General features: G+C 70.0%; 28 protein-coding genes and 1 tRNA gene. 16 read left to right on the top strand and 13 right to left on the bottom strand.

The window, feature by feature from the left end; translation table 11 throughout:
* Window positions 1-29: 29 nt before the first annotated feature.
* From EXE45_RS03535 to EXE45_RS03525, 3 genes are all read left to right on the top strand, one after another.
* Window positions 30-1019, top strand: coding sequence for a Gfo/Idh/MocA family protein (locus tag EXE45_RS03535; RefSeq protein WP_137693557.1), 990 nt, complete (start codon window positions 30-32; stop codon window positions 1017-1019).
* A 69-nt stretch (window positions 1020-1088) separates the two neighbouring features.
* Window positions 1089-1511 carry a universal stress protein gene (locus EXE45_RS03530; protein ID WP_137693556.1) on the top strand — a complete coding sequence of 141 codons (423 nt, stop codon included), beginning with the start codon at window positions 1089-1091 and terminating at the stop codon, window positions 1509-1511.
* A 135-nt stretch (window positions 1512-1646) separates the two neighbouring features.
* Window positions 1647-2519 (top strand): sulfurtransferase, encoded by an 873-nt coding sequence (locus EXE45_RS03525; RefSeq protein ID WP_092923985.1) that lies wholly within the window; start codon window positions 1647-1649, stop codon window positions 2517-2519.
* A 42-nt stretch (window positions 2520-2561) separates the two neighbouring features.
* Here EXE45_RS03525 and EXE45_RS03520 read toward each other — a convergent pair whose 3' ends face one another.
* Together EXE45_RS03520 and EXE45_RS03515 are read right to left on the bottom strand one after the other, a co-directional pair.
* Complete coding sequence (locus EXE45_RS03520; RefSeq protein WP_137693555.1) at window positions 2562-3071, bottom strand: GNAT family N-acetyltransferase; 510 nt, start codon at window positions 3069-3071, stop codon at window positions 2562-2564.
* Window positions 3072-3097: 26 nt separating this feature from the next.
* Window positions 3098-5005, bottom strand: coding sequence for a prolyl oligopeptidase family serine peptidase (locus EXE45_RS03515; RefSeq protein WP_137693554.1), 1908 nt, complete (start codon window positions 5003-5005; stop codon window positions 3098-3100).
* A gap of 111 nt (window positions 5006-5116) precedes the next feature.
* Between EXE45_RS03515 and EXE45_RS03510 the strand changes: the two genes are divergently transcribed.
* The 6 genes from EXE45_RS03510 to EXE45_RS03485 all read left to right on the top strand — a co-directional run bounded on the left by EXE45_RS03510 (window position 5117) and on the right by EXE45_RS03485 (window position 11823).
* Entirely contained in the window at window positions 5117-6721 is a 1605-nt protein-coding gene (locus EXE45_RS03510; RefSeq protein ID WP_092923994.1) for a cryptochrome/deoxyribodipyrimidine photo-lyase family protein, read from the top strand.
* Between the two features lie 82 nt (window positions 6722-6803).
* Window positions 6804-7037, top strand: coding sequence for a DUF2892 domain-containing protein (locus EXE45_RS03505; protein WP_092923997.1), 234 nt, complete (start codon window positions 6804-6806; stop codon window positions 7035-7037).
* A 178-nt stretch (window positions 7038-7215) separates the two neighbouring features.
* Window positions 7216-8448 carry an FAD-dependent oxidoreductase gene (locus tag EXE45_RS03500; RefSeq protein WP_092924000.1) on the top strand — a complete coding sequence of 411 codons (1233 nt, stop codon included), beginning with the start codon at window positions 7216-7218 and terminating at the stop codon, window positions 8446-8448.
* Between the two features lie 78 nt (window positions 8449-8526).
* Window positions 8527-9897, top strand: coding sequence for a phosphoribosylamine--glycine ligase (locus EXE45_RS03495; RefSeq protein ID WP_137693553.1), 1371 nt, complete (start codon window positions 8527-8529; stop codon window positions 9895-9897).
* Between the two features lie 101 nt (window positions 9898-9998).
* Window positions 9999-10556 carry a transcriptional regulator gene (locus tag EXE45_RS03490; RefSeq protein ID WP_092924006.1) on the top strand — a complete coding sequence of 186 codons (558 nt, stop codon included), beginning with the start codon at window positions 9999-10001 and terminating at the stop codon, window positions 10554-10556.
* 64 nt (window positions 10557-10620) lie between these two features.
* The gene (locus EXE45_RS03485) at window positions 10621-11823 is read left to right on the top strand and encodes an HD domain-containing protein (RefSeq protein ID WP_137693552.1); all 1203 of its coding nucleotides are present in this window, start codon (window positions 10621-10623) and stop codon (window positions 11821-11823) included.
* A gap of 73 nt (window positions 11824-11896) precedes the next feature.
* Here the strand turns inward: EXE45_RS03485 and EXE45_RS03480 are convergent, their stop codons facing one another.
* Complete coding sequence (locus EXE45_RS03480; RefSeq protein WP_092924009.1) at window positions 11897-12301, bottom strand: universal stress protein; 405 nt, start codon at window positions 12299-12301, stop codon at window positions 11897-11899.
* Window positions 12302-12432: 131 nt separating this feature from the next.
* Between EXE45_RS03480 and EXE45_RS03475 the strand changes: the two genes are divergently transcribed.
* The 4 genes from EXE45_RS03475 to EXE45_RS03460 all read left to right on the top strand — a co-directional run bounded on the left by EXE45_RS03475 (window position 12433) and on the right by EXE45_RS03460 (window position 16121).
* Window positions 12433-13731 carry an HD domain-containing protein gene (locus EXE45_RS03475; RefSeq protein ID WP_092924012.1) on the top strand — a complete coding sequence of 433 codons (1299 nt, stop codon included), beginning with the start codon at window positions 12433-12435 and terminating at the stop codon, window positions 13729-13731.
* Between the two features lie 67 nt (window positions 13732-13798).
* Window positions 13799-14863 (top strand): amidohydrolase family protein, encoded by a 1065-nt coding sequence (locus EXE45_RS03470; protein ID WP_137693551.1) that lies wholly within the window; start codon window positions 13799-13801, stop codon window positions 14861-14863.
* Between the two features lie 78 nt (window positions 14864-14941).
* The gene (locus EXE45_RS03465; RefSeq protein ID WP_092924018.1) at window positions 14942-15397 is read left to right on the top strand and encodes a hypothetical protein; all 456 of its coding nucleotides are present in this window, start codon (window positions 14942-14944) and stop codon (window positions 15395-15397) included.
* An 82-nt stretch (window positions 15398-15479) separates the two neighbouring features.
* The gene (locus tag EXE45_RS03460) at window positions 15480-16121 is read left to right on the top strand and encodes a thymidine kinase (protein ID WP_137693550.1); all 642 of its coding nucleotides are present in this window, start codon (window positions 15480-15482) and stop codon (window positions 16119-16121) included.
* 60 nt (window positions 16122-16181) lie between these two features.
* Here EXE45_RS03460 and EXE45_RS03455 read toward each other — a convergent pair whose 3' ends face one another.
* The 4 genes from EXE45_RS03455 to EXE45_RS03440 form a co-directional block, all read right to left on the bottom strand.
* Window positions 16182-17363 (bottom strand): PAS domain S-box protein, encoded by a 1182-nt coding sequence (locus tag EXE45_RS03455; protein ID WP_137693549.1) that lies wholly within the window; start codon window positions 17361-17363, stop codon window positions 16182-16184.
* A 72-nt stretch (window positions 17364-17435) separates the two neighbouring features.
* Complete coding sequence (locus EXE45_RS03450) at window positions 17436-17672, bottom strand: hypothetical protein (protein ID WP_092924027.1); 237 nt, start codon at window positions 17670-17672, stop codon at window positions 17436-17438.
* Window positions 17673-17741: 69 nt separating this feature from the next.
* Entirely contained in the window at window positions 17742-18335 is a 594-nt protein-coding gene (locus EXE45_RS03445; protein ID WP_137693548.1) for a hypothetical protein, read from the bottom strand.
* Entirely contained in the window at window positions 18332-19003 is a 672-nt protein-coding gene (locus tag EXE45_RS03440) for a bifunctional 2-polyprenyl-6-hydroxyphenol methylase/3-demethylubiquinol 3-O-methyltransferase UbiG (protein ID WP_137693547.1), read from the bottom strand. Before EXE45_RS03440 ends, EXE45_RS03445 begins: the two co-directional genes overlap by 4 nt.
* Window positions 19004-19062: 59 nt before the next feature.
* Here EXE45_RS03440 and EXE45_RS03435 point away from each other — a divergent pair, with 59 nt between their 5' ends.
* Window positions 19063-19575, top strand: a complete 513-nt coding sequence (locus EXE45_RS03435; protein ID WP_137693546.1) for a CinA family protein — start codon at window positions 19063-19065, stop codon at window positions 19573-19575.
* Between the two features lie 98 nt (window positions 19576-19673).
* Here the strand turns inward: EXE45_RS03435 and EXE45_RS03430 are convergent, their stop codons facing one another.
* On the bottom strand, window positions 19674-19877 hold the full coding sequence (locus EXE45_RS03430; RefSeq protein WP_137693545.1) for a hypothetical protein: 204 nt from the start codon (window positions 19875-19877) through the stop codon (window positions 19674-19676).
* A gap of 94 nt (window positions 19878-19971) precedes the next feature.
* Between EXE45_RS03430 and EXE45_RS03425 the strand changes: the two genes are divergently transcribed.
* Window positions 19972-20610, top strand: a complete 639-nt coding sequence (locus tag EXE45_RS03425; protein WP_137693544.1) for an IS6 family transposase — start codon at window positions 19972-19974, stop codon at window positions 20608-20610.
* A gap of 42 nt (window positions 20611-20652) precedes the next feature.
* On the opposite strand, the gene EXE45_RS03420 is transcribed toward EXE45_RS03425, so the two are convergent.
* From EXE45_RS03420 to EXE45_RS03410, 3 genes are all read right to left on the bottom strand, one after another.
* Window positions 20653-20726: transfer RNA gene (locus EXE45_RS03420), tRNA-Thr, on the bottom strand.
* A gap of 61 nt (window positions 20727-20787) precedes the next feature.
* Window positions 20788-21369 (bottom strand): N-acetyltransferase, encoded by a 582-nt coding sequence (locus EXE45_RS03415; RefSeq protein WP_137693543.1) that lies wholly within the window; start codon window positions 21367-21369, stop codon window positions 20788-20790.
* A gap of 86 nt (window positions 21370-21455) precedes the next feature.
* Window positions 21456-22184 (bottom strand): HPP family protein, encoded by a 729-nt coding sequence (locus EXE45_RS03410; protein WP_092924046.1) that lies wholly within the window; start codon window positions 22182-22184, stop codon window positions 21456-21458.
* 181 nt (window positions 22185-22365) lie between these two features.
* Between EXE45_RS03410 and udk the strand changes: the two genes are divergently transcribed.
* Window positions 22366-23064, top strand: coding sequence for a uridine kinase (udk, locus tag EXE45_RS03405; RefSeq protein ID WP_137693542.1), 699 nt, complete (start codon window positions 22366-22368; stop codon window positions 23062-23064).
* Between the two features lie 118 nt (window positions 23065-23182).
* Here udk and EXE45_RS03400 read toward each other — a convergent pair whose 3' ends face one another.
* On the bottom strand, window positions 23183-24616 hold the full coding sequence (locus EXE45_RS03400) for a glycosyltransferase (protein WP_137693541.1): 1434 nt from the start codon (window positions 24614-24616) through the stop codon (window positions 23183-23185).
* A 447-nt stretch (window positions 24617-25063) separates the two neighbouring features.
* A complete protein-coding gene (locus tag EXE45_RS03395; protein WP_137693540.1) occupies window positions 25064-26446 on the bottom strand; it encodes a DEAD/DEAH box helicase family protein in 1383 nt (460 codons plus the stop codon).
* Window positions 26447-26477 lie beyond the last annotated feature (31 nt).

Here is a 26477-nt window from a genome sequence, read left to right as displayed (position 1 = left end):
ACAAGCGCGCTCGCCCGTTCTCGACGGCCGTGATACAGATCGGGATCGTCGGCTGCGGCGTCATCGGGAACCGCCTTGCCGCCGCGATAGACGACCACGACCGGTACGAACTGGCCGCCGCCTGCGACCTCGACGCGGACCGCGCGGCGTCGCTCGCGGCCGACCACGGCACCGACCGCACCGCGACGACGACCGACCACGCCTCGCTCGTCGAGCGCGACGGCCTCGACGCGGTGTACGTCGGCGTGCCGCCGCTCGCCCACCGCGAGGTGGTGGCCGACGCGCTCGCGGCCGACAAGCACGTCATCTGCGAGAAGCCGATCGCGGCGGACGCGGAGACGGGACGGGAACTCGTCGCGCTCGCGGAGGAGACCGACCGGATCACGGCCGTGAACCTCCCGTTCCGCTACACGCCGGGGTTCGTCCGCCTCCGCGAGGCGGTCGCCGCGGGCGAGATCGGCGCTCCGCGCCGGGTCGAGCTCCGGTTCCGGTTCCCGGAGTGGCCCCGCGAGTGGCAGGACGTGGCGTGGCTGGAGTCGCGCGAGCAGGGCGGCCCGCTCCGCGAGGTCGGGACGCACTTCCTGTTCGGCGTTCAGGAGCTGTTCGGGCCGATCGAGGCCGTTTCGGCGGACGTCGGCTACTCGGGACCGGACGCCTACGAGGCCGACGTGGTCGGGACGTTCCGGGCCGACGGGGTCCGGGGAACGATCGACCTGCTGTGCGACCACACGGGCGAGGAGGAGAACTCGATCACGGTCGTCGGCGACGAGGCGTCGCTGTCGCTGACGGCGTGGTACCGGCTCGTCCGGAACCGCGGGCGCGACGACGAGGAACCGCTCGTCGACGAGCGCGGCGACACCGTGAGCGCGCTCCTGACCGAGTTCGCGGCCGCCGTCGACGACGACGGCGGCGACCTCGTCTCCTTCGCGGAGGCGACGCGCGTTCAGGCGGTGCTCGACGCGATCCACGCCTCCGAGGGCGACCGCGTTCGTCCCGGGATCGACGCCGGCAGAGAGTGAATCGGCCGCGAACTCGCCGGCCGGGAACGCCCGACAGGAATTATGTGTCTCTCGGACCCATCTCCGCGTATGAGTTACCTCGTTGCGACCGACGGATCGGCGGAGAGCGACGAAGCCGTTCGGTACGCGGCGCGACAGGCGGTCGCGTTCTACGAGACGCTCGAGATCGCCCACGTGTTGACGCCTGACTCGGAGCTGGTCGACGGGACGATCGTCCTCCCGGGCGAGGAGGCCGCCGTCGAGGCCGGAGAGGGCGTCTTGGAGGGCGCTCGCAGCATCGCAGAGGCGGCGGTCGACGAGCCGATCACCGTGGAGACCCAACTGCTCACCGGACGTCCGGCCGACGCGATCGCCGAGTACGCGGCCGAGGAAGGCGTCGATGCCATCTACGTCGGCCACCGGGGGCCCTCAGAGGAGCGCGAGCAGGTCGTCGGCAGCGTCGCGAAGAGCGTCGTCGACAAGGCCGACGTCCCGGTGACGGTGATCCGCTAGGCGATGGCGGACGCCCGGGGAGGGGTCGGCGGACCCCGCGGCGAGGCCGGTCGCGAGCCGCGGCGGCGTCAGAGACGCTGGCAAGGACCTCCGTTATCCGGTCCTCAAAAGTAGTTGGGCACGTAAGATGAAGTGATGTCTGAAGACGTACTCGTCACGGCGGACTGGGTCGAAGAGCGACTCGACACGTTCCAAGACGACGACTCCGATCATCGGCTCGTCGAGATCAACAACCCGACCGTCACCGACGAGTCGGAGTACACGCCCTACGAGGAGGGCCACATCCCCGGCGCGCTGAACTTCGAGTGGGACGCCGTGTTCACCGACGAGACGGAGCGCGACATCGTCTCGAAGGAGGACTTCGCGGCCCGGAACGGCGAGGGCGGCATCGACGCCGACACGACGGTCGTCGTCTACGGCGGCGGGCGCGTCCCGAACTGGTTCGCGCTGTTCGGCTACTGGATCTACAAGTACTACGGTCACGACGACATCCGCGTGATCGACGGCGGGAAGGGGTACTGGGTCGAGAACGACTACCCGCTCTCGACCGAGGAGCCCGAGTTCACGCCCCGCGACTACGAGGCCCGCGGTCCCTTCGAGAGCGTCCGCGCGTACAAGGACGACATCGACAAGGCGATCGAGGAGGGGATTCCGATGGTCGACGTCCGCTCGCCCGAGGAGTTCTCCGGCGAGGTCATCGCGCCCGAGGGGCTCAACGAGACCGCCCAGCGCGGCGGTCACATCCCCGGCGCGAGCAACGTACCCATCGGCACCACGCTGAACGAGGACGGGACGTTCAAGAGCGCCGACGAGCTCCGCGAGCTGTACGGCGACGCCGGCGTCGACGGCGACGAGTCGACGATCACCTACTGCCGCGTCGGCGAGCGCTCGTCGATCGAGTGGTTCCTGCTCCACGAGCTGCTCGGCTACGACGACGTCCGTAACTACGACGGCTCGTGGACCGAGTGGGGGAACCTCGTCGGCGCGCCGATCGAGACGGGCGAGTAAGCGCCGCTCCGCCGCACCGTTCCGACCAGCAACGCAGCCGGTTTACAACTTCTTTCGCATCTCGACGACCCGTCCGGTCACGCCCGTCCCTTCTTGACTAGAGAACTCGTGGTCGCGTTCGGCGACCCGGTCGTACCCGTGCGCCTCGTAGAACGGAACCGCCGGCAGGGACGCCGTCAGGCCCACGGCCTCGAAGCCGTGCTCGCGGGCGCGGCGCTCCAGCTCCTCGTAGAGGCGCGACCCGACGCCCTCGCGGGCGACCGCCGGAAGCCCGTAGACGGCGGTCACCTCCGCGTCGGGGTCGGCCTCGTAGCCGTCGGGAGGGTCGGCGGTCAGCGTCCCGAACCCCACGACGACGCCGTCGCGCTCGGCGACGACGCACTCCGCGTCCTCAGCGTCGATCCCGTCGGCGTAGTCCGCGTCGCCGCACCCGGCGGCCCACGCTCGGACCTGCCGCTCGTCGTATCCCTCCGGGCCGAGCCCGACGATCGACGCGTAGTGGACGGTCCGGACGGCCTCGGCGTCCCTCGGCGTCGCGTCGCGTACCTCCATTCCGAGTCGGGAGTCCCGCCGCGCGATCAGTCGTCCAGCGACGCGACCGCGGTCCGCTCCGCGCCGATCCGGCGGTCGAGGAAGTCGTCGAGCAGCTCCAGCGAGCGGATCTTCTGGTCGATGTCGCCGGAGCCGTGGCCCTCCTTGCCGAGCTCCTCGTACTCGTACTCGTCGCCCGCCTCGAAGCCGGCGTCGTCGAGCGCGTCGCGGAGGATGCGGGCCTGCGAGACGGGAACCCGCGGGTCGTTGACGCCGTGGACGATGAGGAGGGGCGCGTCGACGTTCTCGACGTAGTTCACGGGGCTGCGCTCGCGGTAGATCGCCTCGTTCTCCTCCGGCTCGCCGAGGTTCTTCACCATGAGCTCCGTCCGGAAGTGCGGCATGGTGTTCTCGTACATGTCGAACAGGTCGCTCACGCCGACCCACGTGATCCCGGCGGCGTACAGGTCCGGGTACTGGACCATCTGCCAGTTCGCGGAGTAGCCGCCGTAGGAGCCGCCGTACACGACGACGCGGTCCTCGTCCAGCCAGTCGTGCTCGTCGAGGACGTGCTCGGCGCCGGTCGCCACGTCGCCCTGCTCGGCGCCGCCCCAGTCGTCGTACAGCTCCTGGACGAACTCCCGGCCGCGTCCCGTGGAGCCGCGGTAGTTCACCTGGAGGACGGAGTACCCGCGCGAGAGCAGGAACTGGACGCGGTAGCTGAACCGTCGGGCGTCGTGGTGCCGCGGGCCGCCGTGGGGGTTGACGATCAGCGGCGAGGGCCGTCGCCCGGAGTCGAACAGCAGCCCCTCGATCTCGAACGCCTCGTAGGGGTCGTGGTCGACCGCCCGCGCCGGCGTCTCGGGGACGCCGTCGGAGACGAACGAGACCGTCTCGGGCTCGACGAAGTCGTCCGGATCGAACGGGCCGTACTCGGCCTCGAACACCGTCTCGGCCGCGTCGGCGTCGAGGTCGTACGCGACCAGCTCCGGCCGCCGGCTCGACGTGGTCCGGTACGCGAGCAGGCGGTCGTCGGCCAGCCGCCCCTCCGTCACGTTGGCGACGCCGGCCGGGAAGTCGAGCTCGCGACCCTCGCCGGTGTCTGCGTCGTAGACGACCGGGACCGTCACGGCGCCGCGCGTCCGGCTCGCGACGAACCGGTCGCCGCCGTCCAGGAAGTGGCTCGGCGACTCCTCGAACTCGTCGCCGCCGAACCAGGTCACGTCGACGTCGCCCTCCCCGCCGACCCCGCCCGAGAGGTCGACGATCCCGCTCCGACCGAGGTCGGTCGTGTTGTCGACGACGAGCAGGCGGTCGCCGTCGGGGCTCCAGTCGATCGGCGCGGCCTCCGCGCCCACGTCACCGATCTCGAGGTTCCGCGCGTTCGAGCCGTCCGCGTCTGCGACGTAGACGTCGCTGTTCTCGTAGGCGTCCGTCTCGTTGGTCGCGTACGCGATCCGGTCGCCGTCGGGCGACAGCTCGCCGGCGGCGACCGCTCGCTCGTAGTCGGTGAGCTTCGTCGTCTCGCCGCTCGGTACGTCGTGGCGGTAGAGGTTCATCTGCCCGTCGCGGCTGGAGCCGAGCAGGAGCGTCCCGCCGTCCTCGCCCACGTCGTGGAGGCGGGTCTGGCCGTCCATCTCGACGACGGGTTCGCTCTCGCCGTCGAGCGACATCGCCCACACGTCGTGCTGCTCGTTCCCGCCCTCGTCGCGGTGGTAGAAGAGGCGGTCGCCGCTCGGGTCCCACTCGAAGCCCGCCCGCACGGAGCGCGGGACGTCGCCGTCGCTCAGTCGGGTCAGCGACCCGTCGGACGGGTCGAGGAGGTGGAGTTCGTTGCGGCCGGTCACGTCGTAGTAGAGCGCGACCGTCTCGCCGTCGGGCGACACTCGGGGACTGGAAAACGTCGGGAGCTCCGCGAGTTCGCGGAGTACGTCGGATTCCTCGGTCTCAGACATCCGATTGTAACGGGCGTCGGAACCGCCTTGAACGTTTCCCGGGGACCCGGCCGAGCACGACTCGACGACCCCGACAGACCCTTGTCCGGACGCGCCGAACCTCACGACGAGATGGGTTCGTCCGACGACGCCCCGCTTCCGACCGCGCCGGAGCCCGCGAGGGTTCGGGCCGCGGTCGAATCGGAGCCGCCGGGCACCGTCGTCTGGCACCGCGCAGACCTGCGAATCTCGGACCATCCGGCGCTCGCGGCGGCCGCGGCGGAGTCGGAGCGGATCCTCCCGCTGTTCGTCTTCGACCCGGCCTTCTACGACGAGCGCGGCGCGGCCTGCGACGCCCGGATCGAGTTCCTCCACGACTGCCTTCGCGACCTCGACCGGCAGTACCGCGACGTCGACGGTGCGGGGCTGACGTACGCCCACGGCGATCCGCTGGACGTCCTCGGGCGGTTCGACGACGCCGGCTGGGACGTCGTCGCGGCCGCGACCCCGACGGGTCGGTACGGGCGACGCCGGGACGAGCGGGCCCGGGAGCGGCTCGGCGTCCGGTTCGTCGAGGGCGACGGCTTGGTCCGGGACGCGGACCGTCCCCGCGACGGCTGGAGCGATCACGTCGAATCGTGGCTCGCGGCCGACCCGTTCGACTGGGACCCCCGGTCGGTCGGGGTCGAAGGCGTCGAGACGGGCGTCGACCCGGACCGCGCGAGCGACGCCTACGGCGTCGATCCGACGAAGACGCGCGTTCCGACCGGCGGGCGGGGACCGGCGCGCGATCGGCTCCGCGCGTTCACGGAGCGGATTGCGGAGTACCCCGGCTCTATCTCCTCACCGGTCGACGCCCGCGACGGGACGAGCGGGCTCTCCCCGTACCTCCGATTCGGCTGTCTCTCCGTCCGCGAGGTCCACCGGCACGTCGACGAGCGCGCGCCGGACGGGCGCGGGAAGTCGATGTTCGTCTCCCGGCTCTTCTGGAACCGTCACTACGCCCAGAAGCTGCTCGACTGGCCCGGGTGGCTCGACCGGGCGGTGAACCCGGTGTACGAGGGGTTCAATCGCGACCGTCACGACCCCGACCTCGTCGCGGCGTGGAAGCGCGGCGAGACGGGGTTCCCCATGGTCGACGCGAGCATGCGCTGCCTGCGCGAGACCGGCTGGCTCAACTTCCGGATGCGGGCGCTGTGCGCCTCCGTCTACTTCCACGTCCTCCAGCAGCCGTGGCGGATCGGCGCCGACCACTTCCACGAACACCTGATCGACGGCGACCCCGCGATCAACTACACCCAGTGGCAGTCGCAGTGCGGGCTGGTCGGCCGCCCCGGGCTGCGATTGTACGATCCACGCAAGCAGGTTCGCGACCAGGATCCGGGCGGTGAGTTCGTCACGCGGTGGGTTCCCGAGCTCGCACCGCTGCCCGCCGCGCACCTCGACGCCCCCGAGAAGACGCCGCTCGCGGTCCAGCGCGACGTAGGCGTCGAAATCGGTGCGGACTACCCGTACCCCGTCGTCGACTACGAGGCGGCCCGCAGCGAGTTCCGCGAGCGCTACGGGGCCGTCCACGGTGCGGCGGCGGCGCGCCTCGGCGACGAGGCGATCGCCCGCCGCGCGTCGCTGTCGGGCGGGATAGCGGGCGCGCGGTCGATCGCGGCCGACCACGGCGAGCCGACGGGAACGGGAGCGGGCGACGGGCCCGCACAGACCGGTCTCGACGACTTCGGATGACCGAAGCGACCCGCTCGCGTGAGCGGGAGTGCGACCCGCCGCGGTAGAAAGCTTCATACGGTTGTGGTTAGTATTGTATTTTATGGACCAAAACGTCGGTGCGACGGACAAGCGCGTCAGGACCGCGGTCGGCGCCGTCGCCGGCCTCGCCTCGATAGCGACCCTCGCGAACGCCGCGCCGCTCCCGGCCCTCGCGGCACCGGTCTTGGGCGTCGTCGCGCTCGCGATGCTCGCGACCGCCGCGACCGGTACCTGCGGCCTGTACGCTCTGTTCGGCGTCGACACCTGTCCCGCGGACGCCGGTGGGTCGCGCTGAAAATCGCTCCGAAAGCGTCGAATTATAGCGTCAAGACGGGTTTAAACCATATTTTCGCTTCGGACCGACGGTGCCCTCAAGTGGCCCGAGTGCGTACCGATCACATGTTCGACTGCGACCCGAATCGATGGGGTATCGGGACGGACGGCGGCGCCGGCTCGCCCGGGGTGAGCGCCGCGTGAGCGACGACCCGACCGTCCTCGTGATCGGCGGCGGCGCGACGGGCACCGGGATCGCTCGGGACCTCGCCGCCCGCGGGGTCGACGCGACGCTCGTCGACCGCGGCGGGCTCGGGAGCGGGACCTCCGGCCGCTCCCACGGCCTCCTCCACAGCGGGGCCCGGTACGCGGAGGCCGACGCCGAGGGCGCTCGCGAGTGTATCGCGGAGAACCGGACGCTCAGGTCGATCGCCGGGGCCTGCGTGCGCGACACCGGCGGACTCTTCGTCCGCCTCGCCGGCGACGACCCGGAGTACCTCGAAGAGAAGGTCGCCGCCTGCGAGGCGATCGGCATCGAGACGGAGCGGCTCGACGCAGACGCCGCCCGGGAGGCGGTGCCGGGGCTCGCGGACGACGTGGCGGCGGCGTTTCGGGTCCCGGACGGCGTCATCTACCCGTCGCGGCTGGTCGCCGCAAACGCCGCTGACGCCGAGCGCCGCGGGGCGACCGTCCGCCCGCACGCGCCCGTCGAGGACGTGACCGTCCGCGACGGCGCGGTCGAGTCGGTCCGGGTGGGCGGCGACGTCGACGGGACGCTCTCGCCCGAGGTCGTCGTCAACGCCACCGGCGCGTGGGCGGACTCGATCGCCGAGATGGCGGGCGTCGAAGTCGGGATGGCGCCGAGCCGGGGCGTGATGGTCTCGGTGGAGTACGACGGGCTCGGCCCGGTGTTGAACCGGTGTCGCGACCCGGACGACGGCGACATCGTCGTCCCCCACGACGGCGAGGTCGTGCTCGGCACGACGAGCGTCCCGGTCTCCGACCCCGACGACTACGAGACGGCCGACTGGGAGGTCGAGCGCTCCGTCGAGGAGTGCGCCGCGATGCTCCCCGCGGTCGCCGACGCGCCGACGGTCCGGACGTGGTGGGGCGTCCGGCCCCTCTACGAGCCCGACGAGGCGGGGCAGGACCGCCGGGGCATCTCCCGCGGGTTCACGCTGCTCGACCACGAGCGCGACGGCGCCGCCGGCCTCTACAGCGTCGTGGGCGGGAAGCTGACTACCTACCGCCAGATGGCCGAGACGACCGTCGACCGCGTCTGCGACCGGCTGGGGGTCGACGCCGCCTGCGAGACCGCGGCCGAACCGCTCGCACACGCCGACGAGCCCGATCGGCTGGACGAACTCGTCGTCGAGTACGGCGGGGCGAACCCCACGGACGCCGACGTGGTCGGCGCGCGAGCGGGCGACTGACCCGGCCGGTCGGCGACTCCGCGGCGGGGAGCCCGCGCCGGCACGCACACTCAAGTCCCTTCCGGGCGACGGCGTCGTATGGACACCGCGAACTTCCTCTTCGTCTCGGCCGACGCGGCGCTCATCACGGACCTGGCGTGGCAGGTCCGCCGCGAGGGCCACGACGTGAAGTACTACATCGAGGCCGAAAGCGACCAAGAGATCGGCGACGGGTTCGTCCCGAAGACGGACGACTGGCGCGCCGAGGTCGACTGGGCCGACGTGATAATCTTCGACGACATCTGGGTCACGGGACCCGACCAGCGGGAGGGTCCCGGAACGAACGAGCGGGGTGACACCCCGCGAGTCGGATCGGATGTCGGCACCGGTGAACTCGCACGGGAGCTCCGCGAGGACGGGCACGCGGTCGTCGGCGGGACGCCGAACACCGACCGGCTCGAGGAGGACCGCGGCTACGCGATGGAGGTCCTCGAAGCGCACGGCGTCAACACGGTCGAACACCACGTCTTCCACGAGTTCGACGCCGGCATCCGGCACGTCCGGGAGAACCCCGCGCCGTACGTGATCAAGCCGCTCGGGGAGGTCCAGAACGTCAAGCGCCTGCTGTACGTCGGCAACGAGGACGACGGCAGCGACGTGGTCGACGTGCTTCGGGCGTACGAGAAGGCGTGGGGCCACCGGATGAAGGGCTTCCAGCTCCAGCGGAAAGTCGAGGGCGTCGAGGTCGCGGTCTGCGGCTTCTTCGACGGGAACGAGTTCGTCGATCGGGTGAACTTCAACTTCGAGCACAAGAAGCTGTTCCCGGGGAACATCGGCCCGTCGACCGGAGAGATGGGGACCTCGATGTTCTGGGCGGGAAAGAACAGGCTGTTCCAGGAGACGTTCGGCAAGATCGAGGGGTGGCTCGCCGACGAGGGGTACGTCGGGAGCATCGACATCAACTGTATCGTCAACGAGACCGGCATCTACCCGCTGGAGTTCACGCCGCGGTTCGGCTACCCGACCATCGCCCTCCAGGAGGAGTCGATCGAGTCGTCGACGGCCGAGTTCTTCTACGACCTCGCGCATGGGGACAAGCCCGAGCCGGACCTCCACGGCGGCTACCAGATCGCCGTGCGGGTCGTCCTGCCGCCGTTCCCGTTCGACGACGAGAAGACGTACGACGAGAACTCGCGGAACGCGGCGGTCGTCTTCCAGACCGACGACCGCGAGGGAATCCACCTGGAGGACACGAAGCAGGTCGACGGGCAGTGGCGCGTCGCCGGCGAGAGCGGGATGCCGATCGTCGTCACCGGGAAGGGGGAGACGATGGGCGCGGCGCGCGAGCAGGCGTACGACCGGATCGACGACGTGGTCATGCCGAACCTGTACTACCGCGACGACATCGGCGAGCGCTGGGTCGACGGCGACGGCGACCGCCTCCAGGCGTGGGGGTACCTCGGACCGTGACCGCCGGCCCGAGCGACGACTCCCGACCCGCGTCGCCGGCCCGTCGGTGACGGACCTCGCCCTCCACGACTTTTTAACGACCCGGCCCCACTACTCGTGGTATGCCGAAGTACTCGACGGGCGGCGGCGGCGGCGGCGACGACGGCGACGCGTGCGAGCTCTGTGGCCGCGAGACCACGGACCTCCGGAAGGCGACGGTCGCCGGCGCGAAGCTGCTCGTGTGTTCGAACTGCCGCCCCCACGACGACGCCGGCAACGCGCCGAGCGGCGGCGGCGGGTCGCGCGGCGGGAGTTCCGGTGGCAGCCCCGGCGGTGCCGGCGGCTCCGGCTCGGAGGCGACCGAGAGCCGGAACAAGGAGCTCGCCCGCAAGCAGGCGAAGATGTACGACTCCGCGACGGGGGACTCGAAGCGCTGGGAGGAGGAGGGAACGAGCTACGAGGCCGACCGGCTCCCGTACCTCGTCTCCGGCTACGGCGACGTCGTCACCGAGGCGCGACGGGACGCCGGGCTGACTATCGAGGAGGTCGCCGCCGAGCTGGAGGTCGACGAGGACGACCTGCTCGCGGTCGAGGACGGGCGCGCCGCGACCGCCAACGTGGGCGGGTCGGTCGTGCGAGCGCTCGAAGAGCGGTTCGGGATCGACGTCGTCGACGAGTGACCCGCGCCGTCTCCCCCGTCGCCGCGTCCAGTCCGCGGACCGAGCGGGACCTCCGGTGCCGGCGATGAAGGCGATCAAGGACAGCGTCCACGGCCACGTCCGGCTCGGCGACGTCGCCGCCGAGCTGGTCGACACGCCGGCGTTCCAGCGGCTGCGACACATCAAGCAGCTGTCGACGGTCCGGCTCGTCTACCCCTCCGCGAACCACACGCGGTTCGAGCACAGCCTCGGCGTCTACCACCTCGCGGGCCGCGCGGTCGAGGGCCTCGGCGTCGACGACGACACCGCGGCGCACGTGCGCGCCGCGGCGATGCTCCACGACGTCGGCCACGGCCCGTACGGCCACCAGACCGAGGGGATCATCCGGCGCGCGACCGGGCGCGACCACGACGACGTGGGGTGGCTCCTCACCGACGCGGACCGCGAGGCCTGTCAGGTCCTCGAACGCAACGGCCTCGACCCCGAGCGCGTCGCCGGCCTCATCGACGGCGAGGGCGCGTTCGGCCCCCTCGTCTCGGGCGAGCTCGACGTCGACCGCATGGACTACCTCGTGCGCGACGCCCACCACACCGGCGTCCCGTACGGCACGGTCGACACCGGCCGGCTCGTCACCGAACTCCGACTGGTCGGCGGCGACGAGACGGGAGCCCCCGCCGACCTCGTCTTAGACGAGGGGAACGTCGCCACCGCGGAGAGCCTGCTCGTCGCGCGGTCGCTGATGAACGCCGTCGTCTACCGTCACCACGTCTCCCGGGTCGCGGGCGCGATGCTGGAGCGTGCCTGCGAGCGGTACCTCGACCGCACGGAGACCGACGTGGCGACGTTCCGCCGGATGGCGGACCACGACCTCCTCGTCGAGCTCCGGGACCGCGTCCCGGCGCTCGGCGAGCGCATCGAGCGGCGCGACCTCTACAAGCGCGCCGTCTGGGCCGGGATCGACGAGGTGCCGGCCGGCACGGTCGACGCCGGACGCGCGGAGGAGCGCGCGGCCGAACGCGAGATCGCGGACGCGGCGGGGATCGACCGCGACGCGGTCCTCGTGGACATCCCCTCGCGTCCGGCGCTCAAGGAGTCCGGCTCCGCCGTCGTCGTCGACGGCGTCCCCCAGCGCCTGGAGGACGCCTCGGAACTCGTGACGGGGCTCCGGGCCGCGGAGCGCCGCCGCTGGACGCTCGGCGTCTACTGTCCCGCCGAACGCGTCGACGCCGTCGCGGGCGCGGCGCGGGAGGTCTTGGGGCTGCGCGCGACGGGGCGACTCTCTGTCTGAGCACCGCGGTCGGTTTTTCACCAACCGTCGCACGTTGCGGTCGGCTTTTCACCGAGCGTCGCGCGTCGCCGCCTTACTCTCCGTCCGGCCCCGGAACCGCCAACACCGGGCGGTCCGCGTTCAACACGACCGTCTGCGTGGTGCTGCCGAAGACGGCCTTCCCCGCCGGGCTCCGCTTGCGACCCGAGACGCAGATGAGGTCGGCGTCGACCTCGTCCGCGGCCGCGATCAGCTCCTCGCCCGGATCGCCGCTGGCCTCGTAGTGAACGCAGTTCACGCCGGCCTCCTCCAGAATCTCGCGGGCGCGTCGGACGGTCCCGAGCTGGTGGACCGACGCCCCCTCCGGATTGTCCTGGAAGACGTGACAGAGGTGCGCAGTCACCTCGTTCGGCGCGTCCGGGAGGTCGGCGACGACCTCGGCCTGTGCGACCGCCCGCTTCTCGTCGTCGAGCCCGATACCGAGTAACACGTCGTACATACCCGGCGCTTCGGCGAGCCGGAACATAAATCACCCCGCGAATTCACGGTCGGCGGAACCGGGTCGCGGCGGAGTCGACCTGCCGCGGTCGACACTCCCAGCCTTTTATCGGTTGCCGCCGAAGGCGACGTATGATCACGGTCAAGGACACCGTCCACGACCACATCGAGATCGACGGTGTCGCCGCGGACCTCGTCGACACCCCCGCCGTCCAGCGGCTCCGCCACGTCAAACAGCTCGGCACGGTCCAGCTCGTCTACCCCTCCGCGAACCACACGCGGTTCGAGCACAGCCTCGGCGTCTACCACCTCGCGAGCCGCGCGCTCGATCACCTCGGAATCGAGGGGAAACGCGCCGACCGTATCGAGGCCGCGGCGATGCTCCACGACGTCGGTCACGGCCCGTTCAGCCACAACCTCGAGTCGCTCACCCACCGGCGAACCGGGAAGTACCACGACGACGTCGACGAGTTACTCGCGACCGGCGCGGTCGGGGAGGTGCTTCGCGATCACGACCTCGATCCGGACCGGATCGCCGGGGTAGTCGCCGGCGAGGGCCCCTACGCCGGGCTCGTCTCGGGCGAGCTCGACGTCGACCGCATGGACTACCTCGTGCGCGACGCCTACCACACCGGCGTCCCGTACGGCACCATCGACACCGAGCGGTTCGTCCGCGAGCTGACGTTCGTCGAGCGCGACGCGGTCGCGGACGGCGACGGGGTCGGTGCGGACCGCGACGCTGCCGACGACGACTGGACCGGCCGCCACGGCCCGGAGCTCGTCTTGGACGAGGGGAACGTCCAGACCGCCGAGAGCCTGCTGCTCGCGCGCGCGCTAATGAACCCGGTCGTCTACACCCACCACGTCGCGCGCATCTCGAAGGCGATGCTGCGTCGGGCCGCGAGCGAGCTGCTCGACGCGACCGCGACGACGGCCGCCGACCTCCGCCGGATGGACGACCACGACTTCCTGGCCGCGATCCGCGACTGCCGGGCGACCGCCGAGCTCTCCCGCCGCTACGACCAGCGCGACCTCTACAAGCTGGCGGTGTGGGCCGAGTACGACGACGTCCCCGAGCGCGTCCACGAGGCGGACCACGCGGCCGAGACGGCGCTCGAACGCGAGATAGCGGCGGAGGCGGGCGTCGCCCGCGACCACGTGATCCTCGACGTGCCGGCCGAACCGACGATGCGCGAGTCGACGGCACGCGTCACCGTCAACGGCGAGATACGGCGCCTGGAGCGACAGTCCCCGCTCGTCTCGGCGCTCCGGACCGCCCAGCGAGACCAGTGGCGCCTCGGCGTGTACGCCCCGGCGCCCGCGACCGAGCGAGTCGGGCGCGCCGCCGCCGACGTGCTCGGACTCGACCCCGACGGGCTCGTCAGCGAGGCCCGGAAGGCGATGCCGACGACGCTCGACGAGTTCGAGTAGCGAACTCCGCGGCGCTCCACCGGCCCCTTCCCGTGACGTTTTAACCCCGCGCTGGCGAGCCATCGGCATGCATCTCGAGGGGACGGTTCTGGTCGGTCCCGACTTCGAGCCGGTCGAGGGCCGGGTCGTCGTCGCGGACGGCGAGATCGTCCGGATCGAAGAGACGGGGGTCGAGAGCGACGCGGTGATCCTCCCGGCGTTCGTCAACGCGCACACCCACATCGGCGACTCGATCGCCAAGGAGGCGGGCGAGGGGCTCTCGCTCGACGAGCTCGTCGCGCCGCCGGACGGGCTGAAACACCGCCTCCTCCGGGACGCGGACCGCGAGGAGAAGGTGGCCGCGATGGCGCGCACGCTGCGGTTCATGGAGGCGACGGGGACGGGCACTTTCCTGGAGTTCCGCGAGGGCGGCGTCGAGGGCGTCGCCGCGCTCCGCGACGCGCTCGCGGGCGAGGGGGTCGCGTTCGGCGAACGCGCGATCGAGTCGGTCGTCTTCGGCCGCGACGACCCCGACGTGCTCTCGGTCGCCGACGGGTACGGCGCCTCCGGCGCGCGCGACGCCGACTTCGGCGCGGTCCGGGCGGCGGCGCGCGACGCCGACAAGCCCTTCGGGATCCACGCGGGCGAGCGCGACGCCGCCGACATCAATCCCGCGATGGACTTAGAGCCGGACTTCCTCGTCCACATGGTCCACGCGGAGGGGATCCACCTCGAACGGCTCGAAGACCGCGGCACGCCCGTCGTCGTCTGCCCGCGTTCGAACCTCGTGACGAACGTCGGCGTGCCTCCGGTCCGCCGGCTGACCGAGCGGACGACCGTCGCGCTCGGCACCGACAACGTGATGACCGACTCGCCGTCGATGTTCCGCGAGATGGAGTTCGCGGCGAAGCTCTCCGACCTCCCGGCCCGAGAGATCCTGCGGATGGCGACGGTCAACGGGGCCGAAATCGCCGGGCTGAACCGCGGCGTGGTGCGGAAGGGGGCCGACGCCGACCTGCTCGTCCTCGACGGCGACTCCGACAACCTCGCCGGCGCGCGCGACCTCGTCCGCGCGGTCGTCAGGCGCGCCGGCCACGCCGACGTCTCGCGGGTCGTGATCGGCGGCGAGCCCGTCGTCCCCCGCGACGGCTGACGCCCGGCCGGTCCGGCGTCTCCGGGCGGGGGCTCCCCCGCCGACGGAGTGAAACGGCTCCCGCCCGTGTCCCTCCCTATGACGACGCTCTCGCTGCTCGCCGGCCTCGCGTTGGGGCCGGTCGTCGGACTCGTCGCGACGCTCGCGATGGACGTGGTGATGGCCCGGCTCCCGGAGGGAACGACCGCGCCGAAGGTGGCCGCCGGCGTGCTCACCGACACGCCCGTCGACGACGCGCCCGAGCGGCTGGCGACGTGGGTCCACTACGTCGCCGGCGGCGGCTCGGGGCTGCTGTTCGTCGGCCTCGTCGCAGCGACCGGGCGGGTCCTCGGGGCCGGGACCGCCGTCACGGTCGCCGTCGCCGGCGTCGCGCTGTTCGCGCTGATGGTCGGCTTCTTCGCGCTCGTCCCGCTGCCGCGCGCGTCCGGACTCCCGCGCCAGCGGCTCGGCCCGATACGGCGCGACTGGGCCGCGTCCGCGGCGGCGTACGTCGTCGTCGCCGCGGTCGTCGTCGCGGTCGCGACCGGGATCTGACGCGGCGCCGGCGGGCTCGACATCGCGCCCGTCGCGCCCCGGGAGAGAAACGGTTTAGTCGCTGGCTCCGGCCCGATACGGTATGCACGCCATCACTCGATCCGGGTGGATCGAGGTCATTTCCGGGTCGATGTTCTCGGGCAAGACGGAGGAGCTCCTCCGCCGGCTCCGGCGCTCGGAGATCGCCGGCCAGTCGGTCGCCGTCTACACGCCCGCGATCGACGACCGCTACGGCGAGGCGACCATCGGGAGCCACGCCGGGCGGCAGTGGGAGGCGACCGTCGTCGACAACGAGGACGACGGCCCCCTCGAGATCCTCGACGACGACCCGGCCGAGGTCGTCGCCATCGACGAGGCGAACTTCTTCTCGGACGCCCTCATCGAGGTCTGTAACGCCCTCGCGGACCGCGGCAGCCGCGTGATCGTCTCGGGCACCGACCAGACGTTCCGCGGCGATCCGTTCGAGCCGCTCCCGCAGCTCATGGCGACCGCCGAGTACGTCGACAAGCTCCAGGCCATCTGTTCGGTCTGCGGCGAGCCCGCCTCGCGGAACCAGCGGCTCATCGAGGGCGAGCCGGCTCACGTCGACGACCCGACGATCCTCGTCGGCGCCGAGGAGTCCTACGAGGCTCGCTGTCGCGACTGCCACGTCCTCCTGACCGGCGACCGCCCCGAGGGGGAGCGACCCTTCGAGAGCGCCGAGGCCGACTCCGCGAACGACTGAGCCGACCCCCGGGGGCGGCCGACCCGTCGGGAGTCGGCGGCGCCGTCGCGGGCCCCCGGCTCAGTCGGTCGAACGCGCCCGCCGGTAGGCCCACAGGTGACCCTCTCCGTCCGGCAGGTCGATCGGTCGGTACGTCAGGATAAGCGTTCCTCCGTTCGCGAGCGCGATCCGCTCGCCGTCGACCGGGCGTCGCCCCTCGACTACCGCTTCGATCCGCTCGACGAACGCCTCGGGATCAGCGAACGACGCGCTCAGTTCGGCGGCGAGCGCCTCGCAGTCGCGGCCGGCGGCGGTCTCCGGGTCCCCCTCGACGTCGAACAGCTCGTACAGCCGCTCGTTCACCTGGAGGACCCGTCGGTCCGCGTCCTCGACGAGCATCCCCACCGGCAGCGCGTCGAGCGCGGTGGACAACACGGCGTTCGTCCGCTCGATCTCGCGTTTGCGCGCCGTCGCCTCAGTGACGTCTTCGAACTGCGAGAACACGCCGATCACCGCCCCGTCGGCGTCGGTCACGACCTGGTTGTGCCACGCGCAGCGGATCCGCTCGCCGTCGCTCCGGACGTTCTCGTTGACGCTCTGGAACCCGCCCCTGTTCGAGAGCAGGTCGCGTTCGAGCGCAGCGACGTGACGGCGCTCCGGCTCGGGGACGAACGGGAGCCACGTCCCGCCGAGCAGCTCCGACTCGGCGTACCCGAGGATCTCCTCGGCGGCCGGGTTCACCCGGACGATCCGGAACGCGTCGTCGTACTCGATCGTCCCCAGCGGCGACTGGTCGATGAACCGCGAGAGCCGCTCCTCGCTCTCGGCCAGCGCGACCCGCGACCGGTGCCGATCGACGGCGTTTCGCACTCGGTTCGCCAGCACCTCGTACTGGTCGTTACGGCCGCGCTTCTGGATGTAATCCGTCGCGCCCGCCGAGATGGCCTCGCTCGCGATCTCTTCGCTCCCCTTTCCGGTGAACAGCACGAAGGGGACCTCGATCCCCCGGTCGCGGACCCGCTGGAGGAGCGTCAGCCCGTCGGTCTCGCGCATCTCGTAGTCCGAGACGACGCAGTCGATCGGCCCCGTCTCCAGCGCGTCGAGCGCGGCGTCGACGTCCGTCTCGGACGTCACCTCGAACGCCTCGTCGATCCGTTCGAGGTAGGTCGCGGTCAGATCGAGGTAGGCGGGGTCGTCGTCGACGTGGAGGACGCGAACCGTCGACGCGCCCTCCGACCTGTGGTCCGCGGGAGGCCCCGACATGCGAACTCGTACCGGGACCCGTCGGATATACGTTCGGATCAGTCGGCTCGGCGGCGCGGGCGGGCTATCGGCTCACTCCGCGGCCGACGCGGCGTCGTCGTCCGCGGTCGCGAGCCGGAACAGGCCCACGAGCGCGCCGGCCGCCACCAGCGCTCCCTCGGCCTTCGCGGCCGCGTACGTCCACTCGCGCGGCTCCGCCTCGCCGGCGTTCCGGTAGAGCGCGCGCGTCCAGAGCGCGACGGCGCGCCGCGGCGCGACGGCTTCGAGCAGTCCCCCGATTCCGGCCACCAACAGCAGGAGCGCCTTCATACGCCTCCTTCGCCGGCGACCCTCAAAAGGGAACGGGGGATCGTCGCGTCCGACCGAATTCGGGTCCGCTCAGGCGCCGGTCACCCGTTCGGCGGCGTCGAGGTAGCGCCGACAGGTCGCGGCCGCCCACTCGCGGACCGACGGGTCGTCCGTCCACAGGAGGGCGACCACCCCGTCTCCGTCCGTCAGCCCGACGACCGCGCGGTCGTCGACGAGGGCTACCGTCACCGGCGACTCCCCCTCGTGACGGTACGCGTCGACGCCGCGGTCGACGAGCGCACGCCGGACGATCGACCCCGCCGCCCCGGAGAGGCGGTCGGCCGCGGACCCGGTGAACACGACGCGGACCGCCCGCGGCGCGCTCGCCCGGAACTCCTGGTCGCTCTCCCCGTCCGTCTCGTCGCCTCCGGCCGCCGGCGACGCGTTCAGCCGTCGGGCGAGGTCGGCGTCGAACCGCGGGACGACGGCGACGACGCTGTCGGCCTCGCCGACGAGTTCGGCCAGTCGTCCGGCCGGAGTCGCGGCGGCGTCCCCGGCCTCCGACCCGCTCCCGCGCTCGACGACCTCGATTCGACCGGCGAGGTCCGCGGGGTCGGCGTCGACCGCGCGCGACACGAACGACCGGAGGACCGCCGCGGGCGACCCGGAGTCGTCGTCGCTCACGCGTCCCGCCCGTCCGCGTCGGTCGAGTCGTGTCCCTCACTCGGCCACCGGTCCGGCGCCTCCGGGCGCGTCGGGTACGACTGCCGGCCGCCCGTCGCCTTCCGTGCGAGCAGTCGAGCCGTCGCGCGGCGGCGGTCGCCCGGGCGCTCCGTGGTCGTCTCGTCGTAGTAACGCACGCTCAGCCCGAGCCCGGCGCGGAGCAGTTCGTTCGCCGCGAAGCGGTAGCGGTCGTCGCTCGGCCCCGACGGGGACGGCTCCGCCGACCGGAGGTGGCCCTCAACGAAGAGGTACCCGCCGGGCGCGAGCGACTCGACGAGGTCCGCGAACCGATCGAGCGTGTGGAAGTAGCTCATCGCGATCACGTCGTACGTCTCGGTCGGGAACTCGTACGTCGACACGTCGGCCCGGATCGTCTCGATCCGGCCGCCGATCCCGCGCTCCGCGGCGCGCTCGCGGACGATACCGAGTCCCTCCGCCGAGGCGTCGAGCGCGTCGACGTCGCGGCCGCGGTCCGCGAGGAACACCGCGTTGCGCCCGGTCCCGGCGGCCACGTCGAGCGCGCGGCCCTCGGGAAAAGACGGCTCGTACGCGCGGAGCACGGGGGACGGCTCGGGGGCGCGCGGGTACTCGCCCGACGCGAAGCGCTCGTCCCAGTCGGTGTCGGTCACGGTCGCCCTTCGGCGCGCCGGGGCGTAAACCTCAGGGGCGCCTCGCTCGGAACGGGGGTATGGAAGACGCGACGGATCCCGCCGAACGCCTGAACGCGATCCTCGGCGACCGCGACGAGACGCTGGCGACCGCGGAGTCGCTCACGGGCGGGCTGGTCGGGTCGCGGGTGACCGACGTGCCGGGCGCGAGCGACTACTTCGACCGCGGATTCGTGACCTACTCGTACGACGCCAAGCGCGAACTACTCGGGGTCTCCCGCGAGTCGCTCGACGCGAGCGGCGCCGTGAGCGACCCGGTCGTCAGCGAGATGGCGGCCGGCGCGCGCGACCGAGCGAACGCGGACTGGGCGGTCGCGACGACCGGTATCGCGGGGCCGACGGGCGGGACCGACGAGAAGCCGGTCGGACTCGTCTACGTCGGCGTCGCGTACGCCGCCCCGTGGGGCACCGAGGCGTCGTTCGTTCGCACCGAGCGGGCGGTCCTCGACGGCGACCGCGACGCGGTGAAGCGATCCGCGGCCGAGCGCGCGCTCAACGCGCTCGTCCGGGCGATCGAAGACGTCGACGGCTGAGACGCGACCCTCGACCGACACGCGTCCGCGAGGCGTCCGACACCGACATTAGCAGGCAGTCACGCGGCGGGGAGTCACGCGGGGCGCCGCGCTCGTCGTCACTCGATGTAGGCGTTACCGACGACCGCGACGAGCAGCGCGGCGATCACGATCCAGGTGAGCGGTTCGACGGCGAGGAGGCGGAGCGGCCGTGTGGCCGACCCGTCGAAGCCGAAGAGCGCGCCGGCGGCGAACGCGATCGCCGCCACGAGTGCGCCGACGATTCCGGCCACGCCGAGCAGCGCGCGGTCCGACGGGTCCATACCCGACGTGCGCGTCGCGGGTACTTAAGAAATTTCCGCGGAAGGAGTCGGTCGCGTTAAGTTAGAGGATGAGGCGCTCGACTTCAGAGTGTCTATGACCGAAATCGAACGCCTCAGCGAACGTACTACGTGGATCGACTTGTCGTTTGTGGAGCGAGATCGAACGCCGCGATGGGCGATTGAAGTAGGGATCCGCTGTCACTTGGCCGGTATGTCACTACGTGAGGTGAGTAAATTTCTCGAAAGTTTTGGGATCGATCGGAGTCACGTCGCTGTTCACAATTGGGTTCATAAAGCCGATCTACAGCCGATATCGACCGTCTCCGAGGATCAACTCGCGGTTGATGAAAAGATGATCCGCCTCCACGGCCAGAAGTTCTGGCTGTACGGCGCGGTTGATCCACAGACGAACGAGATCCTTCACGTGAGTCTCTATCCGACCGCAAATAAACAGACGACGCGATGGTTTCTAACCGAGCTACACCGGCGCTATCAGCTCGACAACGTGGAATTTCTCGTCGATGACGCAGACTATCTCGGACCAGTTCTCGCTGAAGACGGCTATCGATTTCAAGTCATTCAACATGGAAATCGGAATGCCATCGAACGTGTCTTTTGGGAAATAGAACGGAGAACATCCTCGATTGCGAATAGTTTTAGCAATGTCGCGCTAGAGACAGCTCAAAGTTGGCTCGAAGCCGTCGCCGTCCACCACAATTCACGCCAAACTTAATGCGACCAAGGAGTCGTGGAGCGGGGCGACCACGCCGTTCGAAGCCAGGGCAGGGATTTGAACCCCGGAAGTCTCGATTACAAGTCGAGTGCATGACCCACCCATGCTCCCCTGGCGCGTGCGGCCGTACTCGGTCCTCCTATGAGTGCGTGTCGCTTTCCGCGAACCCGGCCGGCGTCAGTCGCTTTCGACCGCGGATTCGGCGTCCTCGTCGCGGCCGTCGCCGCCCTCGGCGTCGTCGCTCTCGTCGCCCGAGTCGTCGGCGTCACCGCCCTCGTCTCCCAGCGACTTCGCCAGTTCGACGCGGTGGGGGTCGTAGCCGCGGTCCGCGTAGAACGCTCGGGCGCGGTCGTTGTCGGCGAGCGCCTCCAGCGCCACTCGCTCGGCGCCCATCTCGTCGAGCGCGCGCTCGGCCGCGTCGAGCAGCGCCGCGCCGACCCCCTCGCCGCGTCGCTCCGGCACCACGAAGAGGTTGCTGACGGTGCCGCGGACGGCGTCGCGCTCGTAGTCCCCGCGTTCGAGCGAGAAGCCGACGAAGCCGACGACGGCGGACCCGTCCGGTTTCGAGTCCCGAGCGACGAGCAGGTCGCCCGTGACGACCGACCCCGCGACCCACTCGCAGACCGTCGCGCGGTTCGCCTCGGCGCGGAGCGTGGCGCCGTACTCGCGCTGGCTCGCCGCGAGCGCCACCCACATGTCGGTGACGGCGTCGACGTCGTCGGCGGTCGCCGGTTCGATTCGGGCGTCCGTCTCGGCCATACGTTCGGCTTCGGCTCGCGGCGTGTTGAGGCTGCCGCCCGAGGAATCGACCGCGCCGTCGGCGCGTCGAGCGTCGGGTCAGCGACTCAGATCTCGCGACAGTTCGGACAGACGGCCTGCCCGTTCGCGGTGACGAGGTCGGGGACGAGCGCGCCGCAGTTCTCGCAGACGCCCTGCGTGGAGGCCCCGATCGACGCTCCCGCGACCGCCTCGGAGCCGTCGGTGTCGGGGGCCCCGCCGCGCGACGCGGTCCCGTCGCGGCCCGCTACCGCCTCCGGCTCTATCGACGCTCCGGCGCCACGCTCCGCGTCGGAGTCCGCGACGGTCGCCGAGGGCACCGTTCCGTCCGGCCGGGGCTCGCCGGTCGCGGTCTCCTCGCCGAAGCCGTCGGTCCCGGTCCCCGTTCGCGGAGCGCCGGCGGCGAGCACGTCGCCGTCCGTGACGACGCCGACCGCCTCTCCCTCGTCGACGGCGACCACTCGGTCGGCGCCCTCCGCGACGAGGCGCTCCTCGACCGACGCCAGCGAGTCGTCCGGCGACACCGCCGGCAGCGGCGGGCCCATCGCGTCGGCAACGGTGCGGTCGGCGGGGTCCGCGGCCCCGTCCGCTCCGCCGCCGACGGCGGTCGCGTCCAGCAGCGCGTCGAGCGCGTCGCGGGCCTCCAGCCGTCCGACCGGTTCGCCGCCGCGCACGACGACCAGGCAGTTCGTCTCCTCGTCGACCAGCAGCGCGGCCGCTTCCGGGAGCGAGTCCGACTCGCTGACGCCGAGGAACTCGCGGTGCATCACGTCACGGACCGTGGTGTCTGTTCGCATATGACTCGGATCCGCTCCGACCGGCTAAAAGGTGCCCCCGGTAGCGTTTTATTCGCGCCGGCCGTACGCATGCGATCGGTTCGCACGCTCGGGCGAGAGACGCCCTGTGCTCGGCGGTGGCGAGAACCACGCGCGAGGACAAAAAGGGAGCGTTCAAACCCTCCGACGTTCGAACGTCGGTATGGTCATTCCCTCGTTCGTGATCGGGATCGCGGGGGGGACGGGCGCCGGGAAGACGACGGTCTCTCGACTCGTCACCCGCGACCTCGGCGACAGCGTCACCCGGATCCCGCTCGACAACTACTACGAGGACCTCTCGCACCTCGCGTTCGAGGAGCGTCAGGAGGTCAACTACGACCACCCCTCGGCGTTCGAGTGGGACCTGCTCAGGGAACACCTCGAGGCCCTCTTGGAGGGACAGTCCGTCGAGATGCCGCAGTACGACTTCGAGATCCACAACCGGAAGGACGAGCGCGTCACCGTCGAGCCGACCAACGTGATCGTGTTGGAGGGAATCCTGGCGCTGTACGACGAGGAGATAAACGACATGATGGACCTCCGGCTGTTCGTCGAGACGGACGCCGACGTGCGGATCCTGCGGCGGATTCGGCGCGACGTCATCGAGCGCGGGCGAGACCTGGAGGGCGTCATCGACCAGTACCTCTCGACGGTGAAGCCGATGCACGAGCAGTTCATCGAGCCGTCGAAGAAGCACGCCGACGTGATCATCCCGGAGGGCGCCAACAGCGTCGCCGTGAACCTCCTCGAAGAGAAGCTCCGCGCCGAGGTCGAGGGCGATGCGGTCCGCAGCTGGGAGCGCGGCAGCCTCGAACAGGAGCTCGGCGAGAAGCGCTCGCTCGACGTCGACGGCGACGACTGAATCGGACGGGTCGGTGGCGTTCCTCGAGAACGGCTGTCGTCCGCGTCAATAGCGGTTCGCGGTGTGCGCACTTCCCACGTCTACGAAGCGGCGTTTCTCGTCGTTGTCGACACTCAACTCAGTCGTCACGGTCTTCACGCTGCCGAATACGCTCAGCGCTCGTCCACGAGATATCGTCGTATCTAAGCACGTCGATAATACTCTTAACCAAGACGAGGTCGAGGAACTGTTTGTAGCCGAGGATCGAGAACGGGGCGTAACGAGCGAGCCAGAGATCGTCGTCCTCGATGTGAATTGCGAGCAACGAAAGGAGAAATTGGAGGGTCATGAAAAGAGCGGTAACCCCGACGAACTCCGTGATAGACCCCTGGATGGCGAACCAGATAACGAGTCCGAACACGGCGATACCGAGCACCGGTATGACTGACATCGAGAAGAGCAGGTAGGGCGCGCCAACCCGGTGAAGAATCCCGAACTTCGGTAGAACGAATATTTGGCCGTGTTTGACGACTGTCTGGAGGTTCCCACGAAACCACCGAATGCGTTGCTGATAGAGGTTATGCCACGTGTCTGGTGCCTCCGTGTATACAACTGCGTTACTGTGATGTATGCTGAAACCGTTTTTCAGAAGTTCGATAGTGAGGTCGAAATCCTCCGTGAGCGTGTCCGACGAATACTGACCGATACTCTCGATCCCGTCACGCTTGAACAGTCCGAGACAGCCGGGAACGACAGTGACGACGCCAAGGAGGTCAAAGACGCGTCGAAACGTATTGATTCCCAGGATGTACTCAAGCGCCTGTAGATTCGTAACCAGAGTACCGCGGTTCGAGATCTTCACGTTTCCAGCGACCGCAGCGGCATCGGGGTTCGCTCGTAGCGACCGCACAATTTCTTTGATCGCATCGGGAGCGATGACGGAATCAGCATCCACGGTGAGGACGAGAGCGCCGTCCGTCCGAGTTAGCCCGTGGTTGAGGGCGGAGTGTTTTCCCCCGTTCTCCTTCGTTAGAACAGTAACTCCGTCAGAGGCGTAGGATCGCGCCTCCTCATACGTGGAATCCGTGCTTCCGTCGTCAATGACAACGATGTCGAGCTTGGCGAGCGGATACTCGGCCGTAAGGAACGACTCAACTGTATCACCGATATATCCCGCTTCGTTGTATGCGGGAATTAGGACGGTCAGTTCCGGCCACGTTTCGACAGCTACGTTCCGGGATTGCTCCCGAAGTCGTTGATAGAGCGCGAGTGGGACGATGAGCCAGTAATAAAAGAAAACGAGAATGAGCGCCAACAGTAGGACGAGGGTGTCAACTGGGATCGCAACCTCGAGTTGCGTCTGGAGAACGAAGATGATTGTAAGCGGTAACAACAACGTAGTCCAGATCGGGACAGACTCCACCCAGCCCGGGAGGGTCTCGCTGTAATAGAGAATAAGTATAGAACTCGAATAAAAGACGAGTATCATACTCGTGATGGCGACAACGATGACGAACAATTCAAACGGCAACAGTAGGGCGAGACCGACACAGAGGCATATGAGAATGCCCACCACAGCGAGGAATTCCCACCGTGATATCGACGGAGAAGATAGATTCACAGAGATAAGAAACTCTGTGATATCATAACTTTTCTGTCTGATATATACGATCTGATAATCGCAGGGGTGTTCGAATAAATATAATAAAATAAGCTCATGATATTTAGAGCGCAGATCTGCCACAGTAACGGCTACTACCTATCTCAGCGGTCACCTCACACAACACCACTTCCTCACACCCCCCAGCCTCGCGGTTCGCTGGAGGCTCCCTTCGTTCACCCCGTCACTCTCGCGTGCGACTCGCGGCCTCCGCTTCGCTCCGACCGCTCGCAGGCACGCAGGGAGGCACGACGCGCCTCTTACAACCGGCGGCAGAGCCGCCGCCACCGCACCGTCATTTATATGTAACCGTCGCAGTCGCCCATCGTCACTTAAATATTTTCTCTCGACTGCCCCCGCTTATCGTCGCCGGCTCGCCACCCGCTCCTCGGCGGTCTCGGCGCTGACGAGCTCGTAGAGGGTCGCCCGCCCGCCGTCCTCCTTCGGGCGAAGCACGCGGCCGAGCCGCTGGGTGAACTCGCGCTCGCTGCCCGACCCGGAGAGCAGGACCGCGACGTTGGCGTCGGGAACGTCGACGCCCTCGTCGAGGACGTTGGCGGCGACGACGCGGCCGTAGGTGCCGTCGCGGAAGCGTTCGAGGATCTCGCGGCGTTCCTTCGCGCCCGTCTCGGCGGTGATCGCGGGCAGCAGGAAGCGCTCGGAGAGCCGGTAGACGAGGTCGGTGTGGGCCGTGAACACGATCACGCGGTCGTCGCGGTGACGGTCGAGGATCTCCGCGAGCCGGTCGACCTTGCGGTCGGCGTTCATCATGATTTCGCGGGCGTCCTGCTTCGCGAGGAGGGCCTCCCGGGCCGCCGGGTCGTTGCCGGACCGCTTGACCAGTTCCTGGTAGTCGCTCCCGCTCGAAAACGTGATCCCCGCGTCGCGCACGTATTCGACGAACGTGCCCTGCCTGTCTTCGTAGCGCTCGCGCTCCGCGTCGGTCAGGTCCACCTCGATCCGCCGGATGTCGTAGGGCGCGAGGTGGTCGCCCGCGAGGTCGTCGACGTCGAGCGCGTAGACGCGGTCGCCCACCAGCTCCGCGACCGCCTCGTGGGCGCCGTCCGGACGCTCGAAGGTGGCGGTGAGGCCGAGCCGCGCGGGCGCCGCGAGCAGTCGGGCGGCGTCGCGGTAGCCCTCGCCGCCGAGGTGGTGGACCTCGTCGAAGACGACGAACCCGAAGGCGTCGCCCACGCCGTCGGCCTTCAGGTACGCCGAGTCGTACGTCGACACCGTGACCGCCTCGCGGCGCTGCTCGCCGCCGCCGAACCGGCCGATCGGGAGGTCGAACTCGCGCTCCAGTTCGCGCTGCCACTGGTCGAGCAGGTCCACCGTGGGGACGACGACGAGCGTCGGGACGCCCACCTCGACCATCGCGCGGATCGCGATGACGGTCTTGCCGGCGCCGGTCGGGAGCTCGATCACCCCCCGCTCGCCGGCGTCGCGCCACGCGTCGAGCGCCTCGCGCTGGTACTCGCGGAGCTCGTAGTCGGTGAGGAGCGCGTCCGGCAGCCCGGCCGCCTCGGCGGCGCGGTCGCTCGCGTCGAGCACCCGGTCCTCGACGCCGATCCCGGCCACCCGGAGCGCGCGACGGAGTTCGGCGTAGCGGTACGCGGGCGCGCGGCTCGTCCCGGAACGCGGGTCCGTCTCGACGCCCGGGAGCGGCGGGAGCGCGTCGGGCGCGAGGTCGGCGTCCGCGTCGACCCGGATCGTCCCGTCCTCGTAGGTCAACCGGACGTCCATCGCCCGGAGTTGCCGACCGACTTACAAAGTC

It is taken from the genome of Halorubrum sp. SP9, assembly GCF_005435015.1.
Classification (GTDB): domain Archaea; phylum Halobacteriota; class Halobacteria; order Halobacteriales; family Haloferacaceae; genus Halorubrum; species Halorubrum sodomense.
The sequence above is the reverse complement of the archived record's forward strand: the minus strand, read 5'-3'. Positions and strand labels throughout refer to the sequence as shown.

What these genes read in the sequence shown, in the direction of transcription:
- EXE45_RS03490 (WP_092924006.1), top strand. Translation starts at nt 9,999, where the DNA reads ATGCCGAAGTACTCGACGGGCGGCGGCGGCGGCGGCGACGACGGCGAC.
- EXE45_RS03475 (WP_092924012.1), top strand. Translation starts at nt 12,433, where the DNA reads ATGATCACGGTCAAGGACACCGTCCACGACCACATCGAGATCGACGGT.
- EXE45_RS03505 (WP_092923997.1), top strand. Translation starts at nt 6,804, where the DNA reads ATGGACCAAAACGTCGGTGCGACGGACAAGCGCGTCAGGACCGCGGTC.
- EXE45_RS03515 (WP_137693554.1), bottom strand. Translation starts at nt 5,005, where the DNA reads ATGTCTGAGACCGAGGAATCCGACGTACTCCGCGAACTCGCGGAGCTC.
- EXE45_RS03455 (WP_137693549.1), bottom strand. Translation starts at nt 17,363, where the DNA reads ATGTCGGGGCCTCCCGCGGACCACAGGTCGGAGGGCGCGTCGACGGTT.
- EXE45_RS03525 (WP_092923985.1), top strand. Translation starts at nt 1,647, where the DNA reads ATGTCTGAAGACGTACTCGTCACGGCGGACTGGGTCGAAGAGCGACTC.
- EXE45_RS03395 (WP_137693540.1), bottom strand. Translation starts at nt 26,446, where the DNA reads ATGGACGTCCGGTTGACCTACGAGGACGGGACGATCCGGGTCGACGCG.
- EXE45_RS03430 (WP_137693545.1), bottom strand. Translation starts at nt 19,877, where the DNA reads ATGGACCCGTCGGACCGCGCGCTGCTCGGCGTGGCCGGAATCGTCGGC.
- udk (WP_137693542.1), top strand. Translation starts at nt 22,366, where the DNA reads ATGGTCATTCCCTCGTTCGTGATCGGGATCGCGGGGGGGACGGGCGCC.
- EXE45_RS03435 (WP_137693546.1), top strand. Translation starts at nt 19,063, where the DNA reads ATGGAAGACGCGACGGATCCCGCCGAACGCCTGAACGCGATCCTCGGC.
- EXE45_RS03425 (WP_137693544.1), top strand. Translation starts at nt 19,972, where the DNA reads ATGACCGAAATCGAACGCCTCAGCGAACGTACTACGTGGATCGACTTG.
- EXE45_RS03495 (WP_137693553.1), top strand. Translation starts at nt 8,527, where the DNA reads ATGGACACCGCGAACTTCCTCTTCGTCTCGGCCGACGCGGCGCTCATC.
- EXE45_RS03530 (WP_137693556.1), top strand. Translation starts at nt 1,089, where the DNA reads ATGAGTTACCTCGTTGCGACCGACGGATCGGCGGAGAGCGACGAAGCC.
- EXE45_RS03450 (WP_092924027.1), bottom strand. Translation starts at nt 17,672, where the DNA reads ATGAAGGCGCTCCTGCTGTTGGTGGCCGGAATCGGGGGACTGCTCGAA.
- EXE45_RS03465 (WP_092924018.1), top strand. Translation starts at nt 14,942, where the DNA reads ATGACGACGCTCTCGCTGCTCGCCGGCCTCGCGTTGGGGCCGGTCGTC.
- EXE45_RS03470 (WP_137693551.1), top strand. Translation starts at nt 13,799, where the DNA reads ATGCATCTCGAGGGGACGGTTCTGGTCGGTCCCGACTTCGAGCCGGTC.
- EXE45_RS03460 (WP_137693550.1), top strand. Translation starts at nt 15,480, where the DNA reads ATGCACGCCATCACTCGATCCGGGTGGATCGAGGTCATTTCCGGGTCG.
- EXE45_RS03410 (WP_092924046.1), bottom strand. Translation starts at nt 22,184, where the DNA reads ATGCGAACAGACACCACGGTCCGTGACGTGATGCACCGCGAGTTCCTC.
- EXE45_RS03485 (WP_137693552.1), top strand. Translation starts at nt 10,621, where the DNA reads ATGAAGGCGATCAAGGACAGCGTCCACGGCCACGTCCGGCTCGGCGAC.
- EXE45_RS03415 (WP_137693543.1), bottom strand. Translation starts at nt 21,369, where the DNA reads ATGGCCGAGACGGACGCCCGAATCGAACCGGCGACCGCCGACGACGTC.
- EXE45_RS03520 (WP_137693555.1), bottom strand. Translation starts at nt 3,071, where the DNA reads ATGGAGGTACGCGACGCGACGCCGAGGGACGCCGAGGCCGTCCGGACC.
- EXE45_RS03510 (WP_092923994.1), top strand. Translation starts at nt 5,117, where the DNA reads ATGGGTTCGTCCGACGACGCCCCGCTTCCGACCGCGCCGGAGCCCGCG.
- EXE45_RS03480 (WP_092924009.1), bottom strand. Translation starts at nt 12,301, where the DNA reads ATGTACGACGTGTTACTCGGTATCGGGCTCGACGACGAGAAGCGGGCG.